This is a genomic window from Actinoplanes sp. NPDC020271, from assembly GCF_044388125.1.
GTDB lineage: Bacteria > Actinomycetota > Actinomycetes > Mycobacteriales > Micromonosporaceae > Actinoplanes.
The window spans coordinates 155,207-177,467 of record NZ_JBIRWQ010000018.1; the positions used below are offsets into that span (position 1 = coordinate 155,207).

Consider the following 22,261-nt stretch of genomic DNA (forward strand, 5'->3'; position numbering starts at 1 on the left):
CGCGGCCGGCACGAGTCGAGGCCGGGGCAGTTGCAGGCGGCCGGCGCGCTCGGGTCAGCGCCAGAAGACCGCGACCGCCGCGTTCACCAGCGTCAACGTGATGATCCCGAGGTAGTGCCCCTTGTTGACCGCCGCCCGCTTCCGCGGAATGAACACCATGATGAAGATCATCAGGGCGATCACGAGCTTCACCCCGAGCTTGATCGGATCCGGCTCGTGGTCACCGCCACCACGCAGCGGCGCCGCCAGCCCGAGCCCACTGACCAGCTGAATGATCGAACCCCACAGGACCGCCGGACTGATCCGGAACGTCCCCGACAGGAACTGCGCGATCGCCCCGCCCAGCAGCAGAGCGAAGCCGACAAGATGCACGAAGAGCAGGATCAACCGGAGTGCTTCCACAGCCGGACAGCTTGCCAGTTCCCCGAACACCCGATCAATCCGGGCTGCTCCCGTTCACCCGGCCCGTGCCCGCAACCACACCCGGCCCGGCCCGCCCGACTGCCCGACCCCACCCCGACCGAGGGGGCAGACCGCCCGCCGACCATTGTCGCCGCCTCGGGCATGATCGCGGTGCAGCCCTGTGGACGACCCGCCGGTGTGGATAACCGGGGAAGCAGGAAGCGCAGGTCAGCGACGAACCGTCCCCGTCGACGCCCGAGCGACCAGCGCCGGGACGAACGTGGCCTGCTCGTGCTGGTGGTCCGGGTTCGTGGCCTCGTCGAGGACCAGCCGAGCGGCCGTCCGTCCGAGTTCCTGCCGCGGCTGCCGGACCGACGTGAGCGGCACGGCCGCCGCCGCCGCGAAGTCGATGTCGTCGAAGCCGACGATCGCCAGGTCGTCCGGGACCCGCAGCCCGGCGGTCACGGCATGCTGCAGCAGACCCAGCGCGAGCAGGTCGTTCGCGCAGAACGCGGCGGTGGGCCGGCGGCGCGACGGCAGGCCGGCGAGGCGTTCGCCCGCGGACCGTCCCTCGCTCACGGTCAGCGCCTCGGTCGGCAGCCGGATCAGGTCCTCGGCGGGCTTGCCGAACTCCTCCCAGACCTCACGCGCGCCCTGGTACCGCTCGCGCACCTGGCCGATGCTCTCCGGCCCACCCACGAACGCCACCCGGTCATGCCCGCGATCGATCAGGTGCTCGACGGCGATCCGGCCGCCCAGCACGTCGTCGACGGCCACCGAGCAGTGGTCGCCGGCGCTGCTGAGCCGGTCGACCATCACGAACGGGATGCCGCGCCGGGCGATGTCGGCCACGTGCTGGGCGTCCGGGTCGACGGGGGTGATCAGGATTCCCTGCACCCGCTGCTGGACCAGCCGGTCGAGGTGCTTGGACTCGCGCTCGGAGCGACCACCGCTGTTGCAGACGAACAGTGACAGGTCGGCGGCGTCGGCGGCGTTCTCGATGCCCTCGGCGACGTCCTGGAAGAACGGGTTCCCGCCGTCGAGCATCACGTAGGCCAGCGCGCGACTGGTGCCGGCCCGCAGCTGACGTGCCGACTCGTTGCGGACGAACCCGAGGTCGGCCATGGCCCGCTCGACCCGTTCACGGGTGGCGGTGCTGACCACGGCGGGCCGGTTGAGCACGTTCGACACCGTGCCGAGGGAGACGCCGGCGGCGGCCGCCACGTCCTTGACCGACGGCGCGCGGCCGTTGCGCGGCTGCTGAGTCAACCGAGTTGCTCCCTCGTTTGAACGATGGATTGAAACGCATTCTAGGGTGAGCGCTCCCATCCGGAGACATCAGCATCGCACCGAGAATGAAACATTTCAACCGCGGTACTCGCAGCGGGACAAACCACGCAATCCACGCCCACCGCCCAGCCACCAGCCCGGCCGGCGCGGAGCGCCGGCAAAGCCACCCCGAGACGAGCCACAAGACCTCGGCCCGCATTCAGCGCCGTCGAAGCCACCCCGAGACGAGCCACAAGACCTCGGCCCGCATTCAGCGCCGTCGAAGCCACCCCGAGACGAGCCACGAGACCTCGGCCCGCATTCAGCGCCGTCGAAGCCACCCCGAAACACCCCTGGGCACCAGCCGCGAGACCTCGGCCGGCACCCAGCGCTGCCCGAGCGGCCTTCGAGACGAGCTCAGAGAACGACGATGTGCGCGGCCACAATTCGCCAGACACCATCTTCGCCGTACGACCACGTCCGTGTACAGCGCAGCCGCGCGCTCATCGGCGCCCCGCCGAACGTCCCCGTCACCGCGCACACGACGAACGTGACCCCGGTCGTCCCCACGATCAGCGACTCCAGGCTCTCCTGCGTCAACGCCGTGATCACCGAACCGCCCGAGCGGTACGCCTCCAGGTCGTCACCCTTGGTGTACCGCCCACCGTCCGGCCCGATCGCGATCAATCGGTCGTCCAGCAGCCGGTCCAGCTCGCCGACATCCCCGTTACGCTGCGCGTCCTGGAGGCGTCGCTCGGCGGAGAGCAGCGCGGCGGTCAGCTCCTCTTTGTTCACCTCCCCAGCGTAGGAAGGTTTCCGCCCGCACCCCGTCCACCTCTGCCGAGGGCAGAAGCCAGGTTCCGCCGGTGGTGTTCGGAACAGGCCAGCGACGGACCGGCCGCCGGCGCCACAACTCGGCCGGCGGCTCGGCACCCTGCTGGCAGCTCTCAGGATCGTCGGCTACCGTCCGTGGCCGTGAAGCTTTCCCGGATCGTTCCCGTCGCCCTGCTCTGCGCCTGCCTGGCGGGCCTCGCCGCTTGTGGCGATTCGGACACCACGAGTGCCCCCAAGGGTCCTGCCCCGGCGGCGGCCAGCCCGGCCCCGCTCAGCAGTGCGGCGGCACAGGAGGCGGCCGACGACGCGGCCGACTACAGCGCCGCGAACGGTGGCGTGAAGGAGACCGGCGACAAGGGCCTCTGCGACACCGTGAACAAGGCCGGCAGCACGATGAAGAACGACATCATGGGGGCCCAGAAGGCGGACGGTCACGTCGAGGCCGCCGACGCGAAGAAGGCCTTCGTGTCGTTCCACGGCACCGTGGACGCGGCGCTCGCCTTCGCCAAGCCGTCGGACGTGACCGTGGCCGCGCGGGCCGTCGCCGACGAGGTGAACAAGGCCGCGACCGCGAAGGACCCGATCACCGCGGCCGCCGACGCCGGCTTCGACGAGCTGAGCGGCAAACTCACCACCGCCTGCAAGACCGTCGGCGTGACCATCAACTTCTGACGCACCCCGGCCCGCACCGCCGGCAACCCCGGGCCGCGCAGGGCAGAGCCGCGCAAGGAGTAGAACCGCGCGAAGGCAGGGCCGCTGCGGGGCAGGGCCGCTGCGGGGCAGGGCCGCTGCGGGGCAGGGCCGCTGCGGGGCAGGGCCGCTGCGGGGCAGGGCCGCTGCGGGGGCGGCGGCCCTGGAAAGCAGGGCCGCCGGGCCGGAGAAAACGAGCTCAGCCCATCCAGAACTCCGCGGGAGCAATGCCGACACCCTCGACGATCTCGCGCGGATCATCGGGCGCGGCGAACGGGTCGAGGTCGCTGGCGCTGCGCGACCCCGTCGAGAAAATCGTGAACCCGGCCGGGAACGTATACCCGAGGTCGCCCCGTTCGGGCCGATGACCGAGCGCGACCAGCTCGGCCACCACATCGTCCATGAACCGGAACGTCAACTGGACCCCGTCGAGCGTCGCCTGCTCGCCCCCGTCGCCCGAGGAGCCGACCTCGACCAACTCGACCACGTCGCCGTCATAGTCCACCACCAGGGCCGGCTCGGTGTCGTAGACCGAGCGGGCCGCGATGCCGGGGTGCGGCGGCGGGCCGAGACGCGCCTCCACCACGTCTCTCGTCTCGCCGACGCGGACCAGCTCGACTCCCTTTCCGGGAAGAATCTCCATGCCGGCGAGCCTGCCACTCCCCTACGACATTTTCGAGTCGCCGAACCCCGCGACGTCTCGAAGATTGCCGCGGAACGGTGAGAGCAGCCCATGTCCCGGCCCGGCCCGGCGTCAGCGCAGCACCATCGCCGCTCGCGGGCGCAACTGATGCGGCCCGGCAGCGCGCTGCAGCGGAGTCAACGCCGCGAAGATGCCCAGCGCCGCGAACGGCAGCAGATCCAGGTCGACCGTGATCGCCGCAATCCCGGCGCCGAAGAGCAGCGGTGTCCAGACCGGGAGCCGCCGCCCGGCCACCAGCAGCCCGAAAAGGATCAGTACGCCGAGCGGAAAGAGCATCGGCCCGACGGTCTCCAGCACGTCCGGGATCGGTGCGTCGTGCCGCAGGGTCGTGGAGAGATCCCCGGCGATGACCCAGAGGAAGCAGAGCACGCCGGCGAACGTCATGCCGGTCGCCACGGTCGCGACGCGATGATGCGGTGGGAACTGCTCGCGTACTCCGGCGGCGAGCACTCCGAACAGCGCCATCGCGGCGAAGAACGCGACGTGACCGGCGTTCCAGAGCAGCCCGGGCCCGCGGTGACCGTCGAGTCCGTCGGCGAAACGGAGCATTCCGTAGAGCAGCAGCAGCACCGGAGCGGCCAGGGCGGTTCGGCGAATGATGACCGGGTTCGATGTCATACGCCGACGCTATGACCGACGGCATGCGCGGGAGCACCGGCGCTTTCCCGGAGCCGGCCCTGATTCCCGCCCTGAGGGATGCGCGCCACTACCCCTAAGGCGGCGGCAGTTATTCCTATCGCACAGATAGGAATGCTATGCTCGCCGCCACGGGGCCGGTGGCCGGAGCAGCGGAGACGCCGAGAGGCGCTCCGACCGCTTCCGGCGCCGTCCCGGCGACTGACGCTTGACCGGCCGGCCGGCCGACCGATATCTGAATGGCCTGTTACTACTCGAGCGCCAGCGGAGGCATCGCGTGACACCCCTGACCGAGCAGGCCGCCGAGGAGCACCTCGCGGCGCGGGCATTCGCTCCCGGTTTGCCGGGCTTCGTCGGGGTCGCGGTCGACCTGCTGCTCGATCCGGCGTCCGCGCCGACCGGGCGCCGCCCGTTGCGCCACGGCTTCCTCGACGCACGATCGCCGCAGGTCGTCGTGGTCAGCACGCCCCCGTCGCCCGGGCTCGAGGTCGCGCTCCGGCGAATGTCCGACGACCTCGCCGCCGCCACCCGCGTCATGGACCGGCACGGGCTCACCGTGCTGCCGGTCGCGGCCGAGGCAAGCCCGGCCGACCCCGGGCACACGTACGCGACCGGCACCGCCGGCATCCGCATCGGCCTCGAGACCGGGCTCGACGAGGAGGGCCCGCTCGGGCTGGAGCGCCGCTGGGTGCTCGCCCACACCCTCGCTCCGGTGCTGGCCGCGGCGTTCGCCAACGCGCCGCTGCGCCACGGCCGCCCGACCGGTTGGCGCAGCGTCCGGCAGGCCCTGCGCCGCGATCTTCCGGTCCTCCCCGGTCACCCCGGCGATCTCCCCATCCAGCGCATCCCGGATTCGCTTGCGGCAGGCGTCGGGTCCAGGTTCGCCCTTGATCCGCGTACGTCGTGGGCCGCCCACGTCATGGACGCGCCCACGGTCACCGGCCGCAGCCTCCGCGATCGCTTCCGTGCCGGCGCCCGCCTGACCGCGAATGATCTCGACCGTCACCTGGCCGGCCTGCGCCCGCCGGTCGCCGCCCGCGGTCACCTGGAGATCGACGCGGTGGACAGTCAGCCCGGCAACGGCTGGCGCATCCCCCTCGCCGTGATCACCGCGCTGCTCGACGACCCCAGAGCCGCCACCGAGGCGTACGCCGCGACCGCGCATCTGGCCGCCGAACCGCACCTGTGGGAACGCGCCGCCCGCGACGCCCTCACCGACCCGGTCCTCGCCGACGCCGCCCGCGCGTGCTTCCTCGCCGCCTACGGTGCGCTCGCCCGCCAGGGCGCCAGCCGTGCCCTGCGCGACGCCGTCGCCGAGTTCACCGAGACCTACGTCAACCGGGGCCGCTGCCCCGCCGACGACTTCCTCGACCACAGCGCCCGCGCCGTGTGACCCACCCCCTCACGAACAGCCACACCGGCCGCGCCGCCGCCGGCCCGAGTTGCGCGGGGTTCATCCGGCCGGCCTACCGTCCGGCCGCACAGGAAAGATCGTCACTGGCACGCCGGCTGCGCCGGCGCGCTGGTTCTCGCCGTGCCTCCGGGCGGCACCGCGTCGAACGTGGGCGGCCGTCCGAGGGTCACCATGCCGACGCTGACCGGGTGGGCGTCGCTGCCGGCCGGCACGTTCGTCCCGGGCAGTGAGCCGTCGGGGCGACGTCGATACGGAATCGACACCTCCGCGACGACCGAAAGCAATCCTTACTGGGATAACGTCCCGGCGTGAACGAGGAGATCCCCGGGCAGCCGACTCCGGCGCCCGGTTCGGCGACACCCCCACCGCCGGCCGATCCACTGGCCCCCGCACCACTCGCGGGCGACCCACTGGCGGCCCCGCCCACGGTGCCGTTCAGCCCGCCGGCCGCGTCGCCGTCCGAGCCGACCCCGCCCACGGTGCCGTTCAGCCCGCCGGCCGCGTCGCCGTCCGAGCCGGCCCCGCCCACGGTGCCGTTCAGCCCGCCGGCCGCGTCGCCGTCCGAGCCGGCCCCGCCCACGGCACCGCTTCCGCTGCCTGAGCAGCCGGTCTATCCACCGACGGCCGCGTTCCCGCCGCCGGGCCCCGTGCCGCCGGACCCCTTCCCCGCGCCCGGCGCTCATCAGCCGCCGGCGGACCAGCCCGGCGCCTACGCCCCGCCGGCGTATCAGGCGCCCGGCGCCTACCCGCCGCCCGCCTATCAAGCGCCCGGGGCCTACCCGCCGCCCGCCTATCAAGCGCCCGGCGCCTATCCCCCGCCGGGCGGGTACCCGCCCCCGGGCTACCCCGGCTACCCGATGTACGGTCCGGCGGCGAAGCGTGACCTCAACGCGTCCGCCGTGGCCTCGCTGGTCTTCGGCATCATCGGCGGTGTCCTGTTCGCCGTGATCTTCGGCCTCCTCGGCCTGTCGCAGATCCGCCGGCGTGGCGAGCGCGGCCGGGGTCTGGCCATCGCCGGGCTGAGCCTGTCCGGGTTCTGGGTCGCGGTGTTCGCGGTCCTGATCGCGGTGGTCGCGCTGACCCCGGACACTCCGGCCGACACGACGTCCGACAGCGTCGCCGGCGGGCGGCCGACGGCGGAGTCCACGGCTGTTCCGACGGAGGAGCCGACGACGGCGCCGACCGCGAAGGACGACGGCACGACGCTGACCGAGAACCTCGTGCCCGGTGACTGCATCAGCGAGATCAGCGACGACACCAGTGCCGACGAGTTCACGGTGGTGTCCTGCAAGACGTCGCACGGCGGTGAGGTCTACTCGACGTACACGTTCCCGAAGGGCACGTACCCGGGCGAGTCGAAGGTCGAGTCGGAGTCGCAGAAGCGCTGCGACTCGGCGCTCGACAAGTTCGCGGTCGGCAAGTTCTCCAACGCGAAGTACTGGTACATCTACCCGACGCAGTCGCTGTGGGGCTCGGATCGCAAGGTCACCTGCATCGCCGCGCCGAAATCGGGCAAGTGGACCGGCTCCATGGTCAAAAAGTGACCTAGGTCACAGCACGTCACGTCGTGGCACCCCTGCCCCGTCTCGCGGTCAACACCTCGGGAAGGGGCAGGGCCATGCACAGGATCGTGATCCTCGGCGCCGGATACGCCGGCATGCTCACGGCGGTCAGCCTGGTCGGGCGGACCAGGCGGCGCGACGACGTGGCGGTCACCGTCGTGAACGCCACGGACCGCTTCACCGAGCGGCTGCGGCTGCACCGGGTCGCTACCGGACAGCGGCTCCAGCACCTCGGGATCAGGCAGCTCGTCGACGACCTCGAGGTCGGCTGGGTGACCGGAATCGATCTCACGCAACGGACCGTGCGGATCGACGACGAGCGGGAGATCGGGTACGACACGCTGGTCTACCCGCTCGGCGGCTCGGCCGACACGGCCTCGGTGCCGGGGGCGGCGGATCACGCGTACACCCTGGACTCGGCGGACGGCGCGGAGTTGTTCGCGCGCCGCCTCGGTGAGCTGAGCGAGGGTCGCGTCCTGGTCTGCGGCGGCGGGCTGACCGGCCTGGAGGCCGCCACCGAGATCGCCGAGCGGTTTCCGCAGCTCACGGTCACACTGCTGGGCCGGGCCGGGCCCGGGAAGGACCTCGGGCCCAAGGCCCGCGACCACATGCGCTCCGCTCTTCGCCGGCTCTGCGTCTCGGTCGAGGTCGCCGAGATCGCCGCGGTACGCCGTGACGGCGCCACCCTGACCGGCGGAAGGCGCATCCCGGCCGACGTGATCCTCATGACCAGTGGCGTGCGCGTGTCGCCCCTGGCGTCCACGGCCGGTCTGACCGTTGACGATCACGGACGGATCGTCACCGACGCCACGCTGCGGTCCGTCTCGCACCCGTCGGTGTACGCGGTCGGCGACTCGGCCGCGATCACTCAGCGCTACGGGGTGATGCACGGGACCTGTCAGGGCGGGATGCCGACCGGTGCGCACGCGGCCGCGCAGATCGCCCGCGAACTGAACGGCAGGCAGCCGCGGCCGTTCCGGTTCGGCTACTACCACTCGCCGATCAGTCTGGGCCGCGGGGACGCGGTCGTGCAGTTCACCCACGCCGACGGGTCGCCGGGGCGGGCGGCGCTGACCGGGCGGGCCGCGGTCTGGTACAAGGAGACGGTGAGTTCCACGCCGTGGCCGGTGTTCCGCCGAGCACTGCGGCTGCCCGCCTCGGCGATGGTGTGGCGCCCGTGACCGCCTTTGAACAGCACCGCAATCTGCTGTTCTCGGTGGCGTACCGGATTCTCGGCAGGCGCGGGAACATGTACGAGCGGAACGTCCCCGCTTCCCGGCGACCCGCGACCGGCAGCGGGCGGTGACCGAGCGTTTCTTCGCCGCGGCGGCCGGCGGCGACATCAACACGCTGATGGAGCTGCTCGTGCCGGACGTGACACTCTGGACCGACGGCGGCGGCAAGGTGCGCCAGGCGATGCGGCCCGTCCACGGCGCCGACCGGGTCGGTGCGTGGCTGGCCGGGGTCGGGTCACGGCCGTACCAGGGGGTACGGCCCGACCAGATGGTGGCGCAACTCGTCGATCTGAACGGCGGACCCGGCCTGGTGATCAGCGGCGCCGGCCGGATCATCGGGACCATGACGCTGGACCTGGACGACGACGGCCGGGTCGCGGCGATCCTCAACACCGCCAACCCGGACAAACTGGCGGCGGTGCAGGGCGGAGTGGTGCGGGACCTGTGACGTTACTTCTGGCGAGCCTTGCGGCGCTCGCCGATCTCCCACGCGATCACGTACTGCCGGATCATCTGCGCCAGCGGGTCGACGGTCTTGAAGATCAGCACGACGTGGTAACCGGGCTCGTCGCCGGCCTCGCGGACCGCGTAGACCTTGCCCTTCAGCTCGGCCTCGCCGTTACCGAGCCAGACCAGGGCGCGCATGTAGTCGCCCTCCTTGAACATCTTCGACTCCGGCACCCAGAACCGCAGGCCACCCTCGCTGATGTCGAGCATCCGGCCCTGCAGGTACGACGGGCCCCACTCGCCGAACAGGCGGATCGGGGCGCCGGCGCCACCACGGGCGAACTCACGGCGGTTGCTGATCACCGGCTCGGCGGTCGGGAACAGCGTCCAGCGGAACGGGGCTTCGTCGCTGACGTTCTTCAGCAGCACCGGCATCACGACGCGGGTGCGCGGCGGGACCCAGAAGCACTCGAACTCGTAGCCGGGCAGGAACCCCGTGGGGCCGGAGGTCTCCAGCGGGGCAGCCACGCTGAAGGTGTCCCCATCCACGGATTCGAGCCGTGACCGGAAGTTCACGCCGTCCCCGAGAGCCAGGAACATCGGGGCACCGATCTCGGGCAGCTCCATCACACGTCGGCCTTTCACCTCGCCTTGGCCCGCACCGCGCGGGTCAATGTCCAAGGTCGGCTCGACGCCCGCCGACGTAAGAGGTCACCGGGTTGCGATCCGGGTACCGGCGTCTCGCGGCCCGGCCGCCGCTCACGCTCCGCCCACTTCCAAGATCCTTGCTCGGGTACGTCGTGAGCCCGGCCCCTGGCATCGCCTCCGCGAGGCCCGCCGTCGGTCCGGCCCGCAAGCGCGCAGCGGACCCCCCGTGCCGCACCGCGCAGACCGCGGACGTCACTGCGGGCGGCCGTCTCGAAGCCGTCGGCGGGTTCTGTGCTCTGAGCGGGACCACCCACGGAGGTCGCCCTTGCGGGCTGAGCGTTCAGGAGCGCCCCGCGCTCCTGCTCAGCCCGGAAGGGTCCCCGCGGGAGCGACGGTGAAGGACCACGGCGGACGTGGGACAAGAAGCTCTTGAATGTGATCGTTCAGGGTGTCAGGCGCGGACGAGGGACAGCACGGTGTCCATGTTCTTCAGCTTTTCGGGGCCGGTGCCGAGGAAGCCGTCCGGGATGATCAGCTCGTCGAGGCCGGCGGCCCGGTACTCGGCGACGGCGTCGGCGAGCTTGGCCGGGCTGCCACCGATGGCGGGCACAGGGAGGCCTTCGGGGAGCGGGCCGTCGACGACGGTGAGGGCCTGGGCGGTGCGGAGGATCGACTTCGGGTCGCGGCCGCGTTCGGCGCAGAAGCGGTCGATGATCGCGGATTTGCGGGCGATCACGTCGGGCAGGCCCCAGGTGTTCCACTGGTCGGCGTATTGGGCGACGACGTCGAGCATCCGCTTCTCGCCCTTGGCGCCGATCATGACCGGGAGCGGGTCCTGCAGCGGTTTCGGCTCGCAGACGGCGTCGGTGAGCTGGTAGTACTCCCCCGCAAAGGTGGTCGACGGGGTGCGCAGCAGGCCGTGGATCACCTGGAGGGCCTCGACGAAACGGTCCAGGAGCTGCTTGGTCGGGGGCAGGTCGATGCCGTACTGCTGGTGCTCGTTGACCTGCCAGCCGGCGCCGACGCCGAGTGTGAAGCGGCCGCCGCTGATGTGGTCGACGGTGGCGGCCATGTTCGCGACGACGGCCGGGTGGCGGTAGGTGTTGCCGTAGACCAGGGTGCCGATCCGGACTCGCGGGACGGCGGCGGCGAGAGCGGCGACGAGCGAGCCCGCTTCCAGGGTCGGGGCGAGCGGGTCGCGGCCGGGGCCGGCGTTCGGCATGAAGTGATCGGCGATCCAGATGCCGTCCCAGCCGGTCTCTTCCGCGTGACGTCCGGCCGCGACAATGTCGGACCAGGGCTGACCTGCACCGGGCCAGATGGAGATGCGCATACGGTAACCCTATCGTTGCCCAAACCAATCAACAGGTGTCTATTAATGAGATGACTGCAGTCAGCAGACGACAGCTTCTGGCCGGGGCAGCCGGCGCGGCGCTCGTGCGACCCCCGGCCACCACGCCGGCCCGGCGCACCGGGCTGGACCAGGGCACCGGCCTGGCCGTCCGGTTGTCCCCGGACGGCAAGCGGATCGCGATGGACCTGGTCGGCGTGCTGTGGGTGCTGCCCGCACCGGGCGGGACGGCGCGGCGACTGACCGGGGACCTGTTCGACATCGCGCAACCGGACTGGGCGCCGGACGGCTCGGCGATCGCGTTCCAGTCGTATCGGGCCGGCTCGTTCGACCTGTGGACGATCCGGCCCGACGGCTCCGGGCTGCGGAAACTGACCAGCGGGCCGTTCGATCACCGGGAGCCACGGTTCTCGCCGGACGGGCGGGCGCTGGCGTTCTCCGGTGATCGCGGCGGGAGCTACGGGATCCACCGGCTCGACCTCGCCTCCGGGGCGATCGAGGCGATCACGGACACGAGCCTGGAGGAGTACGAGCCGGCCTGGTCACCGGACGGGACGCAGGTCGCGTTCGTCGTCGCGAACACCCGGATCGACGTGGTCTCGCCGGCCACCGGCGCGCGGACCACTCGGGTCCAGGTGCCGGCCGGGCAGGTCGTCCACGGGCCGGAGTGGACACCGGACGGCACCGGCATCGTCTACCAGGTCACGCTCGACGGCCGCAGCGAGCTCTGGCGTGACGGCAAACCCGAGATCACCGGAGAGGAGGTCTTTCCCTTCCGGGTCTCCTTCGGTCCGGGTGGGAGATCTTTCCTGTACGGGTCGGACGGCGCGATCCACCGCCGGACGCTCGGGTCGGCGACCCGGTCGGTGGTCGGCTTCTCGGCCTCGATCACGCTGACCACGCCGGAGTACCGCAAACGCCGTCGTGACTTCACGTCCACCCGGCCTCGGCCGGTGCTCGGGATCGGCAGCCCGGTGCTCTCACCGGACGGGCGGTCGGTGGCGTTCCGCGCGCTCAACGACATCTGGACGATGCGGATCGGGCAGCCGCCGCAGCCGCTGACCAAGGACCTGACCTGGTGGAAGTCGGATCCGGCGTGGTCACCGGACGGGAAGTACCTGTCGTACTCGACGGACCGGGGCGGCAAACTCGACATCTGGCTGCGTGAACTGGCGACCGGGGTGGACCGGCAGCTGACCGTGCTGCCGAACGCCGCGGCGGTGTCCGGGAGCTGGTCGGCCGACAGTTCGCGGCTGGCGTTCCTCGACCAGACCGGGGCGCTCTACACCGTCGAGGTGGCGAGCGGGGCGGTGCGGAAACTGTTCGCGGCCACGTTCGAGCCGGGGCGTCCGAGCTGGTCGGCCGACGGGCGGACGATCGCACTGGCGGCGATCGTGCCCTACTCGGCGCGCTACCGCGAAGGGCTCAGCAAGATCCTGCTGGTGGACACGGAGACCGGGACCGGGCGGTACGTGGACCCGCTCCCGTCCCGGTCGTTGCAGACCCGCGGCGACGACGGGCCGGTGTGGTCACCCGACGGGACGCGGATGGCGTTCGTGGTCGCGAGCGTGTTGTGGGTGGTGAGGGTGGACGCCGACGGGACGTTCGCGGGCACACCCCGGCAGCTCACCGACGAGGTGACCGACGCGCCCAGCTGGAGCGGGGACTCGTCGGCGCTGCTGTACCTGAACAACGGGCGACTGCGGCTGGTGCCGGCCCGGGGCGGCGCGGCGCGCGACGTGCCGATGCAGTTGACCTGGGCGAACACCGCGCCGCGGGGACGGACCGTGATCCGGGCCGGACGGCTGTGGGACGGTGTGAGCCGGACGCTCGCGCGGGACGTCACCGTCGTGGTCGAAGGGCATCGGATCGTCTCGGCGGGCGCCTCCGTCCCGGCGGACGGGCGGGTGGTGGACGCGCGGGACTCGGTCGTCACGCCCGGCCTCGTTGACATGCATCATCACCGGGAGATGCAGGGATATGCGTACGGGGGCCGGCAGGGGCGGCTGTGGTTGTCGCTCGGCATCACGACCACGCGGTCGCCGGGCAGCCCGGCCTATCACATGGTCGAGGAACGGGAGTCGATCCAATCGGGGGCTCGGATCGGACCGCGCTACTTCGCTACCGGGGAAGCCGTGGACGGGGCGCGGATCTTCTACAACTTCATGCGGCCCACGTTCAGCGATGCGCAGGTGGCGCTGGAACTGTCACGGGCCGGGGCGTTGGACTACGACCTGATGAAGTCCTACGTGCGGTTGTCGCCGGAACGGCAGCGGCGGGTCATCGCGTGGGCGCATCGACGGGGGATTCACGCAACGTCGCACTACCACTATCCGGCTTTCGCGTTCGGTGGGGACGGGCAGGAGCACGTGGGGGCGACCAACCGGTTCGGGTACTCGCGGACGGTCACGGCGCTCGGGTCGGCGTACACCGACGTGGCCCGGATCTTCGTGGACAGCCGGGCGACCCTCACACCCACCCTGTTCGGGGCGGTCGTGCTGCTCGGCGACGACGACACGCTCGTGGAGGACGTGCGGGTGCGGACGCTCTACCCGAGCTGGGAACGGGCGGCGCTGCGAGCCATCGCGGACGAGGCCCGGACCACCGACCAGACCGTCAACCGGCGCAACCTCGCGCGGCAGGTGGCACACGTGGCCCGAGTCCTGCGCGGAGGCGGGCGGGTCATCACCGGAACCGACTCGCCGATCTCGCCGAACGCGGTCAGCACGCACCTGAACCTGCGGGCGATGGTGGCCTACGGGATGACGCCGTGGGAGGCGCTGAGCACGGCCACCCGGATACCTGGAGAGTTCCTCGACGAGCCGATCGGGCGGGTCGCGCCCGGGTACTACGCGGATCTGGCGATCCTCGGTGGTGACCCGTTGACCGATATCGAGCAGGCGGCGAACGTACGTCGGGTGATGGCGGCCGGGGTTCTGCACGACGTGCCCTCGCTGCTGGCGCCGTTCGTCGCGCCGCGGTCGGGGCCGGCCGAGAGCCCGATCGCAGGTGAACCGGCGCCGGCCGCGTTCTGGTGGCACGACCCGGCGTATGTGCAGCACAGCCGGCACGCCTGCTGCTCGGACGTAATGTAGGGCGGATGATCACGCCGCTCGCCCCGGAACACGTCTCCACCGCCGCTGCACTGGTCAACCTGGTCTACCGGGAGTCCGAGCGCGGGTTGTGGCAGGACGGGACTGATCGGACCAGCGTCGCTGAGGTGACCGAGCTTGTCCAGGCGGGTGAGGTCTTCGCCGACGTACGGGACGGGCGGCTCGCCGGGGTGGTGCGGGTCCGCCGGATACCGGGGGGAATCGGGGAATTCGGGATGCTGGCCGCCGACCCGGCGCGGCGCGGTGAAGGGATCGGGGGTGGGCTGGTGCGGTGGGCGGAGGAGCACTGCCGGTCGCTCGGCGATCACACGATGCGGCTCGAACTGCTGGTGCCGCGGGGGTTTCGGCTGGAGTCGAAAGAGTTCCTGCACGGGTGGTACTCGCGGCTGGGGTATCAACTGCACGGGGCGGGGCGGTTGGAGGAGCAATATCCGCAGCTTGCCCCGCTGCTGACGGGGCCGGCCGAGTACCGGATCTACAGCAAGGCGCTGTGACAGCCCGGCCCGGCAACGGGGCCGCGCACCGCGCGACGGGCCCCGGTCGTCACCCGGGGCACCCCACCCGTGAAGCTGGAGGGTGGCCGGCCAGCAAGCCGGGGCTCTGCGCCGGCACTCATGACCTTGGCGGCCACCGTATGAGGTGTCGCACTCCGGCGAGGTCCGGCGACACTGCGCCGCCGGACCTCGCCGAGGATCAGCGAGCCATGGTGGTCAGCCGCTGCGGCACGTGACCGTCGGTGCCGTTCATCGTGGCGGGGATCTGCTGACGCTGCGGCACCGATTCGAGTGCTCGCAGCGTCACGGCGGCCTCGACCGCGGCCTCGAAGGCCTGCTTCTCGGGGTCGCCGCCGACGCCCGGCTCGAACTCCAGCCAGGCGAAGATGGCCCGGCGGGCTTTCATCGCCGCGAACTGCGCGACGAGATCCCGGGAGCCGGCGCCGTTCCGGTCGACCAGCCGGCTGACCACGGCCCAGATGCCGTCCCGGTCGCCGCCGGCCACCTGCTGGATCACCTCGTCGTTCTTCAGCAGGAACAACGCCCGGTCGAGTTCGGCCCGCAGGTCGCGGATCTGGCGGCCGGTCACGCCGGTGACCGCCTGGTCCAGGTTGTAGCGGACCTCTTCGGCCGCGACCCGGGCCTGCGCCGGGCTGGGCGTCCTACCGGCCGGGTAGCCGGTGCTGTACTGCTCGCGGTCGAAACTCACCAGGGCTGTGACCAGGCCCTGGAACAGCGCCGGGAAAGCCGGGTTGGCCTCGGTCCCGGCCGGTGCGCCGGGCGTGCCGAACACCCGGGCCTGCACTCCGCGCCGATCGGCGTCGGTCAGGTCCCGCGGCTCGCGCAGCAGGCAGTAGAGCAGGGTCTCGACCCGGTCGCTCGTGAACCGGAACTCGCCGGCAGCCCAGCGGCTGACCAGCGCCGCCCGGGCCTCGAAGACGCCGATGGCGTCACCGACCGTGGTGATGTCGGCCAGGGCCGCCGCGGCGGTGATCAGTTTCGGGTCGATGGTGCTGCTGAACTCCGGGACGGCCAGCGCGCCCAGGTCGACGCTGCCGCCCTGGCAGGGCGAGCCGGGGATGACCGGCACGACCTTCTCCAGGTGTTCCGGCAGGCCGGCGTCCTCGATCCGGGCGCACACGAAGTCGGCGCCCCGCTGAGCGGTCCGCTGGGAGGCGTCCGGGTAGACGGCGACGTAACGCTCCACGCAGCTGCCGGCGATGTGCGGTTGCCGGGCCAGCAGGCGGATGACGGGACGACGGGCCAGGCCGTCCAGGACGGAGCCGATCGCCCGGACCTCGGCCTCGGTCAGGGTGTTGCCCTTGTCCTTGATGATGTCGGCCAGCAGCGGGGCCTTGTCGAACTGCTCCTTGTCGATCCTCTCGGCTGCCTTCACCTCTTCGGGAGTGACGTTGTCAGGTTCGGTGACGAAATTGTTCATGACTGTTGCTCCGGTCGGTTGGTCGTCGGGATCGAGGCGCACGCTGGCGCTCCGGCCGACCGCCCTCCACCAGGGCCGGCCACGAGGGCACCCCCTCGCCGGGACCGGCCGCCGGCACGACCCGCCGCCGGCGGCCGGCCCGGGAGTCAACGCCCCGGCACCGAGCGCCAGGCGGTCCGCGCCGCCGGTCTCTCCTCCGGTGTAGCTCGTTCGTGTCACCGTCACCAGTCGTCAGAATGTGCGACGCACGAAGCGGTCACTTCTGCGGGGACGTCCGGCGGCCGACACTGACGTGATGGGGGTCAGCGCGTGGTTCGGCGGAGCGGTCGGCACCGACATCGAGAATGCGCTGGTCACAGCCGGGGTGACGCGCTCCGAACGGTCCGGTGGCGGGCCCGGCGTGCTTCTGCTGGACCCGTCCACGCCGATGGCCGAGGCCGTCGCGGCGGTGACCCGGCTCAGCGACGGCGGCCGGACCCGGATGCTCGTACTGTCGAGTCCGGGACACGAGCCGGCCGCCGACGACGCGTGGCGGCTGCTGCACGCCGGGGCCGCGGACGTGGTCGGCTGGCAACCGGGCCGGGCCGACGCGATCGTCGCGCGGCTCACCCGGTGGGCGGAGGTCGACGCGCTGCTGGACAGTCCGGCCGTCGCCGGGCGCCTGATCGGGCGCAGCCGCTCGTGGCGGGCGGTGCTGCGCCGGGTGGTGGAGGTCGCGCGGTACACGGTCGCGCCGGTGCTGCTGATCGGCGAGAGCGGCACCGGCAAGGAGTTGCTGGCCCGGCTGGTCCACGAGCTGGATCCGCGGCCGGACCGCGGGTCACTGGTGATCGTGGACTGCACCACGGTGGTGCCGACGCTCTCCGGCAGCGAGTTCTTCGGCCACGAACGCGGCGCGTTCACCGGGGCCTCGGTGGCCCGGGACGGGGCTTTCGCGCTGGCCAACGGCGGGACGCTGTTCCTCGACGAGGTCGGCGAACTGCCGCTGGAGCTGCAGTCGGAGCTGCTGCGGGTGGTCCAGGAGGGCACGTTCAAGCGGGTCGGCAGCAACCGCTGGCAGCCGACCCGGTTCCGGCTGGTCTGCGCCACGAACCGGGATCTCGTCGCCGAGCAGGCGGCCGGGCGGTTCCGGCGGGACTTCTACTACCGGATCGCGGCGACCACGCTGCGGTTGCCGGCCCTGCGCGACCGGCCCGGGGACACACTGCCGCTGGCCGAGCACTTCCTGGCCGAACTGAACCCGGACGGGCCGGCGCCGGGGCTGGACCCGCTGGTCCGGGATCTGCTGCTGCACCGGGACTATCCGGGGAACGTGCGGGACCTGCGGCAGTTGACGCATCGGCTCAGCAGCCGGCATGTGGGGCCGGGGCCGATCACGGCGGGGGACGTTCCCGAGGAGGAACGTCCGCTGAGCGTGCCCGGTGAGCAGGACGGGACGGACCTGGACGAGGTGGTGAACCGGGCGTTGCGAACCGGGATGGGGTTGCGGGAGCTGAGGGAGGCGGTGGCCGACGCGGCGGTGCGGGTGGCGCTGGACGAGGCGGGCGGCAACGTGCGTCAGGCGGCCGCCCGCCTCGGGGTCACCGAGCGGGCACTGCAGTTGCGGCGCGCGGGGTGGCGGGACGCGCGGGCGGCGCTGTCAGCGGTGCCGGACTGAGCGCTGCTCCCGAAGGCCGGTCGTGAGACGGCCGTTCAGGAGAGGGCCGGGACGCGGCCTGCATGGCGGCACGCAGGCGGGCGTCGAGCCAGATGTCCACGGCGGTCATCGCGAGGGCCTTGGCGCCGTCGAGCACGGCCCGGTCCGCCGCCGGTCCGGCCGCCAGCCGGGCGAACCCGGGCGTGTGCTGGGCCACCTCCGGCGGTCCGATCACGAGCTTGGGGTGCAGCGCCGGCACCAGGTGGCTGACGTCGCCGAGATCGGTCGACCCGGCCCGCCCGGCCGGGATCTCCTCCGGCGGGAGCGGTGACCGGCCGAGCCGCCGCAGGTTGGCCGCGAACGCCCCGGCCAGCGGCGGGTTGGGCCGCATCTCCCGGTATTCGGGCCACAGCCGCCGGACGGCCAGCCGGGCGCCGACGGCGTGCGCGCCACCCTCCAGGCAGGCGACGACGCGGCGTCGCAACTCCCGCGCCTGACCGATCGACGGGGCGCGGGCCAGGAACACCGCCGACGCGCGGGCCGGTACGACGCCGGGGGTACGGCCGCCGTCGAGGATCACGCCGTGCACCCGTTCGGTGCCGGGCAGGCGCTGGGCCAGCGCGGACACGCCGAGGTAGCCGAGCACCAGGGCGTCGAGCGCGTTGACGCCGTGCTCGGCGTCCATGCCGGTGTGCGCGGCCCGGCCCCGCAGGACGGCGTGCAGGCCGGCCATCGCGTTGATGTGGGGGCGGACCGTCTCCCACGGCCCGGGGTGCACCAGCATCGCCGCGGCCGCCCCGGTGAACGCGCCGCGCCCGGCCAGCAGGATCTTGCCACCGCCGCCCTCCTCGGCCGGGGTGCCGAGCACCGTGACCCGGCCGCCGAGCGCCCCGGCCACTGGGGCGAGGGCGAGGCCCGCGCCCAGGCCGGCCGCGGCGACGACGTTGTGCCCGCAGCCGTGTCCCATGCCGGGCAGCGCGTCGTACTCGCAGCACAGGACCACGCGGGGGCCGCGCTCGCCGGCGTGCCCGGCCACCGCGGTGGGCAGGCCGTAGGCGGGTGCGGTGACGGTCAGCCCGCCACGGCGTAACCGGTCGGCGAGGCGTGCCGCCGCGCGATGCTCCCGGTAGGCGAGCTCGGGGTGGGCGTGCAGGTCGTGGGAGAAGGCGATCAGGTCGCGGCCGTGCGCGTCGACCGCGGCACACACCCGGCGCCGGATCTCGCTCCGGTCAGTGTTCATGATCGCCTCCCGGCTGAGAGCCTCGACGAGTCGCGTGCCTCCGACCGGCGTTCATGCTCGTACTCCGGTCAGGAGTCCGCCGTGTCCGTTGCGGACCGCGGGCAGTTCGGCGGCGAGCGCGGCAACGGCCCGGTCGATGTCCCCCGCGCGGTGCGCCGCCGTGATCAGCAGGCTGACCACGGCCGCGGCGGGACGGCACTGCGGCCGGTGCGCCACGGCCCGGACACCGCGCTCGAGCAGCGCCGAGGTGAGCGCGGCAGCGGCCGGCACCGACTGCGCCGGCGTCGACTGCAGCGGGAAGAGTCCCCCGGTCAGCCGCACGCCACGCGCGCCGAGCCCCTCCCGCAACCGGCGCACCGAGGTCAGCAGGTGCTCCCGCCGGCGATCACCGTCGAACCCGTTCCGGCGTACGGCATGATCCGCCGCCCTCAGATCGACCGCCGAAGGAGCACTGCCGTGCATGCGGGCGGGCCCGCGTTCCCGGACCCGCGCAACCAGGTGCGGGTCCCCGGCCACCACCGCCATCGGTACGCCGAACCCTTTGGCCAGCGACGCGACCGTCACCAGGCCCGGCCCGGTCACGCCCAGCCAGGCCGGGCTGCCCGCCCCGTGGCCGAGCACCCCGGCCGCCTGCGTGTCGTCGACGACCACCAGCCCACCGGCCCGTCCGGCCACCCGCAGGTAGGCGTCGAGCGGCGCGACCGTCCCGCACCCGGGGCAGTATCCGTCGCAGAGCACCAGGGGCCGGCCCGTTCCGGCGGTCATCCGGCGGGCGAGGTCGGCCGGGTCGTGGTGGGTGAACGTGCGTGGCCGGCGTCCCGCCGCGCGGGCCGCCTGCACGGCGGTCGGGTAGGCCCCGGCGTCACACCAGACGGTGGCGCCGTCACCGAGCGCACCGACCACGTCCAGCATCGCGTGCAGGCCGGAGCGGGCCGGGGTCGCGGCCGGCCGGCCGAGCAGGCGGGCCAGCCCGGCCGACAGTTCCGCGACGCCCGGGGCCTCCGCCAGCGCGGCCGGGACCCCGGTGGTGAGCCGCTGCCAGGGTGCCAGGCAGCGGCTCGGGTGCCGCAGGTCCAGGTAGAGCGCCGACGTGAAGTCGACGACGTTCACCCGTGTTCCAGTTCGCCCGCCGGTGCGCGCATCCGCGACGCCGGTTGACCTCCTTCGCGCCGGCCGGTCAGCGCGGGCCGTCGGGAGCCGTCCAGGGCGGGGCGGCGCGTGCCGTCCAGTTGCGGGCGGCCGCCGTCACCCTGCCTGCGGCGCAGCAGCACGGCCGGCGGGGTGGCGTCGATCTCCTCGGTCAGGTCCACGCCGGTGGCGGCCCGGTACGCGTGCACGTACCGCTGGATCTCGGCCCGCCAGTAGCGGGCCCAGTTCGCGGCGGTCTGCGGGTCGTTCTCGACGCTCCAGTTGCCGTACCGGACGGAGATCAGCAGTTGCTCGCCGAAGACCGCGAGGTCCCGGAAGTGGGTGATGCTGACGTCGGTCCACTCCTGCATGGACTTCATCGAGTCGACGCGGTCCATCCACGCCTCCTCGTACGGCACCATGGTCCGGCCGCCGAGGAAGTCGCGCATCTCCGGCCGGGCCAGCAGCCACTGCATGATCATCATCTCGGAGCGGGCCGTCGACGGCAGGTCCCCGAACTGGTTGTGCGCGCCCTCCGCGAGCAGCAGATGTGTCTCGCGCAGCGCGTTGAGGATCGGGAAGCCGTCGGCGATGATCGTGGTGTCGTCGTCCTGCCGGAAGTAGTCGTGGCACAGGTAGAGCAGGTTGTGCAACGACTCCAGGAACCGCGAGCGGCGGTCCACCGGCTGGGGCGCGTCGCGCAGGGCGCGGCCGTGCAGCGGCAGGCCGTACTCGTGCTCGTACTCCAGGTGGCGGCGCCGGACGGTGAGCCGGTGCACCTCGTCCTGGGCGAAGCCCCAGAAGATGTTGCCGAGCGGGCGCAGCGGGTCGATGTCGTAGCGGGCGAGGGGGTCCGGCCGGCCGTCGGCGCGGATCCGGCGGTTCTCGAAGCGGGCGAGGATCGCGTTCATCGCCTGCGCGAGCATGCCCTCCTCCAGCCAGTACGACCAGAACAGCTCGATCGCCAGTGGCGCGGTCAGGTGTGAGCGCAGGATGCCGTACGAGCTGTCCGGCACCGATCCCGGCGGCTTGAGCGGGATGTCGGCCAGCCGCTCCCGGATGACCTGCAGGTACGGCAGCACCCGCGGGTCCGGGATCTCGCCCTTGAGCGCCACGAAGTAGTTGTCCCGCAGCCGGCGCAGCTCGTTGAGGTTGAACGGCCGGCCCAGCCGGCGCTCCTCCTGCAGGCGCAGCGCCTCGGCCTGGGTCGGGTCGTCGAGCTGGTCGGAGATGCTCTGCAGGGCCAGGTCGGAGTTGAGCCGGGACAGCGCCGACGGCTGGACCAGCCCGGCGCGCACCACCCCGAGCGGGTCGAGGACACCGACCTCCTGCATGAGGAACGCGTCGGTGGCGAACTTCAGCAGCGCGTACGCGTCGCCGCCGCGGAACGGCAGCGACCCGGTGACGGCACCGGTGACGACGTCCTTGTCGGTGCCCATCACGGCGTCGATGAACGCCTTGTAGGGCCGGAACCCGATGGCGTTGGTCCGGTCCCGGATGATCACCCACAGCGCCTGGTCGATGGTCTCGACGTTGGCGGTGCGCTGCAGGCTGACCGGCAGCGGCCCGTCCTGACCGGCCGGGGCCGGGGTCAGCTGGATGCTCCACGGCTCGGTCTCGATGTCGCCGGGCGGCGGGGTCGTGCCGGTCGGCGGGGTGGACACCGACACCGCCGAGAAGCCCCGGTTGCCGCCCGATCCGGGCAGGTCGAAGGCGCCGGTGGAACCGGTGGTGCCGTTGCTGCCGCCGTCGGCGGAGTTCGTCTCGACGAGGACCGGGAAGAGCCGGGCGGAGATCCGGTACGTCCCGGCCCGCAGCCCGTCGGTGTCCCAGTCGAAGGTCCGGCGGCCCGGGTACCGCTGCACCATGCCGGTGAACGGTCCCTCGACCTGCCATTCGAAGGTGTGGTTGCGGGAGTCCGGTTCGGGGTCGATGGCGAAGTTCACCACCGTGCCGGCCACGACCGGACGCTTGTGTTCGCAGATGGTGTGATAGTCGTACGTTCCTTGGTACGCCAT

At 72.4% G+C, this 22,261-nt stretch carries 21 protein-coding genes and 1 riboswitch; of the genes, 9 read left to right on the plus strand and 12 right to left on the minus strand.

Translation table 11 applies throughout. From position 1 onward, the window contains the following. Window positions 1-54: 54 nt before the first annotated feature. The 3 genes from ACH442_RS32325 to ACH442_RS32335 all read right to left on the minus strand — a co-directional run bounded on the left by ACH442_RS32325 (window position 55) and on the right by ACH442_RS32335 (window position 2,466). Entirely contained in the window at window positions 55-402 is a 348-nt protein-coding gene (locus ACH442_RS32325) for a hypothetical protein (RefSeq protein WP_396341922.1), read from the minus strand. Between the two features lie 228 nt (window positions 403-630). Then, window positions 631-1,671 (minus strand): LacI family DNA-binding transcriptional regulator, encoded by a 1,041-nt coding sequence (locus ACH442_RS32330; protein WP_396341923.1) that lies wholly within the window; start codon window positions 1,669-1,671, stop codon window positions 631-633. 417 nt (window positions 1,672-2,088) lie between these two features. Next, a complete protein-coding gene (locus ACH442_RS32335) occupies window positions 2,089-2,466 on the minus strand; it encodes a nuclear transport factor 2 family protein (RefSeq protein WP_396341924.1) in 378 nt (125 codons plus the stop codon). A 180-nt stretch (window positions 2,467-2,646) separates the two neighbouring features. Here ACH442_RS32335 and ACH442_RS32340 point away from each other — a divergent pair, with 180 nt between their 5' ends. Continuing rightward, the gene (locus ACH442_RS32340; protein WP_396341925.1) at window positions 2,647-3,177 is read left to right on the plus strand and encodes a hypothetical protein; all 531 of its coding nucleotides are present in this window, start codon (window positions 2,647-2,649) and stop codon (window positions 3,175-3,177) included. Window positions 3,178-3,394: 217 nt separating this feature from the next. On the opposite strand, the gene ACH442_RS32345 is transcribed toward ACH442_RS32340, so the two are convergent. Continuing rightward, window positions 3,395-3,838, minus strand: coding sequence for a hypothetical protein (locus tag ACH442_RS32345; protein WP_396341926.1), 444 nt, complete (start codon window positions 3,836-3,838; stop codon window positions 3,395-3,397). Between the two features lie 111 nt (window positions 3,839-3,949). Continuing rightward, window positions 3,950-4,516 carry a hypothetical protein gene (locus tag ACH442_RS32350; protein ID WP_396341927.1) on the minus strand — a complete coding sequence of 189 codons (567 nt, stop codon included), beginning with the start codon at window positions 4,514-4,516 and terminating at the stop codon, window positions 3,950-3,952. A gap of 295 nt (window positions 4,517-4,811) precedes the next feature. Here ACH442_RS32350 and ACH442_RS32355 point away from each other — a divergent pair, with 295 nt between their 5' ends. Continuing rightward, window positions 4,812-5,927 carry a glutamate-cysteine ligase family protein gene (locus tag ACH442_RS32355; RefSeq protein WP_396341928.1) on the plus strand — a complete coding sequence of 372 codons (1,116 nt, stop codon included), beginning with the start codon at window positions 4,812-4,814 and terminating at the stop codon, window positions 5,925-5,927. A 101-nt stretch (window positions 5,928-6,028) separates the two neighbouring features. On the opposite strand, the gene ACH442_RS32360 is transcribed toward ACH442_RS32355, so the two are convergent. Beyond that, window positions 6,029-6,211 (minus strand): hypothetical protein, encoded by a 183-nt coding sequence (locus tag ACH442_RS32360; protein ID WP_396341929.1) that lies wholly within the window; start codon window positions 6,209-6,211, stop codon window positions 6,029-6,031. Window positions 6,212-6,256: 45 nt separating this feature from the next. Here ACH442_RS32360 and ACH442_RS32365 point away from each other — a divergent pair, with 45 nt between their 5' ends. From ACH442_RS32365 to ACH442_RS32380, 4 genes are all read left to right on the plus strand, one after another. After that, a complete protein-coding gene (locus tag ACH442_RS32365) occupies window positions 6,257-7,492 on the plus strand; it encodes a DUF4190 domain-containing protein (protein WP_396341930.1) in 1,236 nt (411 codons plus the stop codon). A gap of 74 nt (window positions 7,493-7,566) precedes the next feature. Then, window positions 7,567-8,691 (plus strand): NAD(P)/FAD-dependent oxidoreductase, encoded by a 1,125-nt coding sequence (locus ACH442_RS32370; RefSeq protein WP_396341931.1) that lies wholly within the window; start codon window positions 7,567-7,569, stop codon window positions 8,689-8,691. After that, window positions 8,688-8,816: a hypothetical protein gene (locus ACH442_RS32375; RefSeq protein WP_396341932.1), complete on the plus strand. Its 129-nt coding sequence runs from the start codon at window positions 8,688-8,690 to the stop codon at window positions 8,814-8,816. The genes ACH442_RS32370 and ACH442_RS32375 overlap by 4 nt, the downstream gene beginning before the upstream one ends. After that, window positions 8,813-9,193: a hypothetical protein gene (locus ACH442_RS32380; protein ID WP_396341933.1), complete on the plus strand. Its 381-nt coding sequence runs from the start codon at window positions 8,813-8,815 to the stop codon at window positions 9,191-9,193. Before ACH442_RS32375 ends, ACH442_RS32380 begins: the two co-directional genes overlap by 4 nt. Window positions 9,194-9,195: 2 nt before the next feature. Here ACH442_RS32380 and ACH442_RS32385 read toward each other — a convergent pair whose 3' ends face one another. Both ACH442_RS32385 and ACH442_RS32390 read right to left on the minus strand, forming a co-directional pair. Continuing rightward, the gene (locus ACH442_RS32385; RefSeq protein ID WP_396341934.1) at window positions 9,196-9,819 is read right to left on the minus strand and encodes a PilZ domain-containing protein; all 624 of its coding nucleotides are present in this window, start codon (window positions 9,817-9,819) and stop codon (window positions 9,196-9,198) included. Window positions 9,820-10,291: 472 nt separating this feature from the next. Beyond that, the gene (locus ACH442_RS32390) at window positions 10,292-11,173 is read right to left on the minus strand and encodes an LLM class flavin-dependent oxidoreductase (RefSeq protein WP_396341935.1); all 882 of its coding nucleotides are present in this window, start codon (window positions 11,171-11,173) and stop codon (window positions 10,292-10,294) included. 50 nt (window positions 11,174-11,223) lie between these two features. Between ACH442_RS32390 and ACH442_RS32395 the strand changes: the two genes are divergently transcribed. Both ACH442_RS32395 and ACH442_RS32400 read left to right on the plus strand, forming a co-directional pair. Beyond that, window positions 11,224-14,286 carry an amidohydrolase family protein gene (locus ACH442_RS32395; protein WP_396341936.1) on the plus strand — a complete coding sequence of 1,021 codons (3,063 nt, stop codon included), beginning with the start codon at window positions 11,224-11,226 and terminating at the stop codon, window positions 14,284-14,286. A 5-nt stretch (window positions 14,287-14,291) separates the two neighbouring features. After that, window positions 14,292-14,798 (plus strand): GNAT family N-acetyltransferase, encoded by a 507-nt coding sequence (locus ACH442_RS32400; RefSeq protein ID WP_396341937.1) that lies wholly within the window; start codon window positions 14,292-14,294, stop codon window positions 14,796-14,798. A 44-nt stretch (window positions 14,799-14,842) separates the two neighbouring features. Next, window positions 14,843-14,924, minus strand: a riboswitch (SAM riboswitch). A 73-nt stretch (window positions 14,925-14,997) separates the two neighbouring features. Here the strand turns inward: ACH442_RS32400 and ACH442_RS32405 are convergent. Continuing rightward, window positions 14,998-16,239 (minus strand): hypothetical protein, encoded by a 1,242-nt coding sequence (locus ACH442_RS32405; protein WP_396341938.1) that lies wholly within the window; start codon window positions 16,237-16,239, stop codon window positions 14,998-15,000. Window positions 16,240-16,534: 295 nt separating this feature from the next. Between ACH442_RS32405 and ACH442_RS32410 the strand changes: the two genes are divergently transcribed. Further along, entirely contained in the window at window positions 16,535-17,896 is a 1,362-nt protein-coding gene (locus tag ACH442_RS32410) for a sigma 54-interacting transcriptional regulator (RefSeq protein ID WP_396341939.1), read from the plus strand. Here the strand turns inward: ACH442_RS32410 and ACH442_RS32415 are convergent. From ACH442_RS32415 to ACH442_RS32425, 3 genes are read right to left on the minus strand one after another with little or no spacing between them, the layout of a single operon-like run. Continuing rightward, a complete protein-coding gene (locus tag ACH442_RS32415) occupies window positions 17,820-19,115 on the minus strand; it encodes a M20 family metallopeptidase (RefSeq protein ID WP_396341940.1) in 1,296 nt (431 codons plus the stop codon). The genes ACH442_RS32410 and ACH442_RS32415 overlap by 77 nt on opposite strands. 51 nt (window positions 19,116-19,166) lie before the next feature. Continuing rightward, window positions 19,167-20,225, minus strand: coding sequence for an aminotransferase class I/II-fold pyridoxal phosphate-dependent enzyme (locus ACH442_RS32420; RefSeq protein WP_396341941.1), 1,059 nt, complete (start codon window positions 20,223-20,225; stop codon window positions 19,167-19,169). Next, a complete protein-coding gene (locus ACH442_RS32425; protein ID WP_396341942.1) occupies window positions 20,222-22,261 on the minus strand; it encodes a hypothetical protein in 2,040 nt (679 codons plus the stop codon). The genes ACH442_RS32420 and ACH442_RS32425 overlap by 4 nt, the downstream gene beginning before the upstream one ends.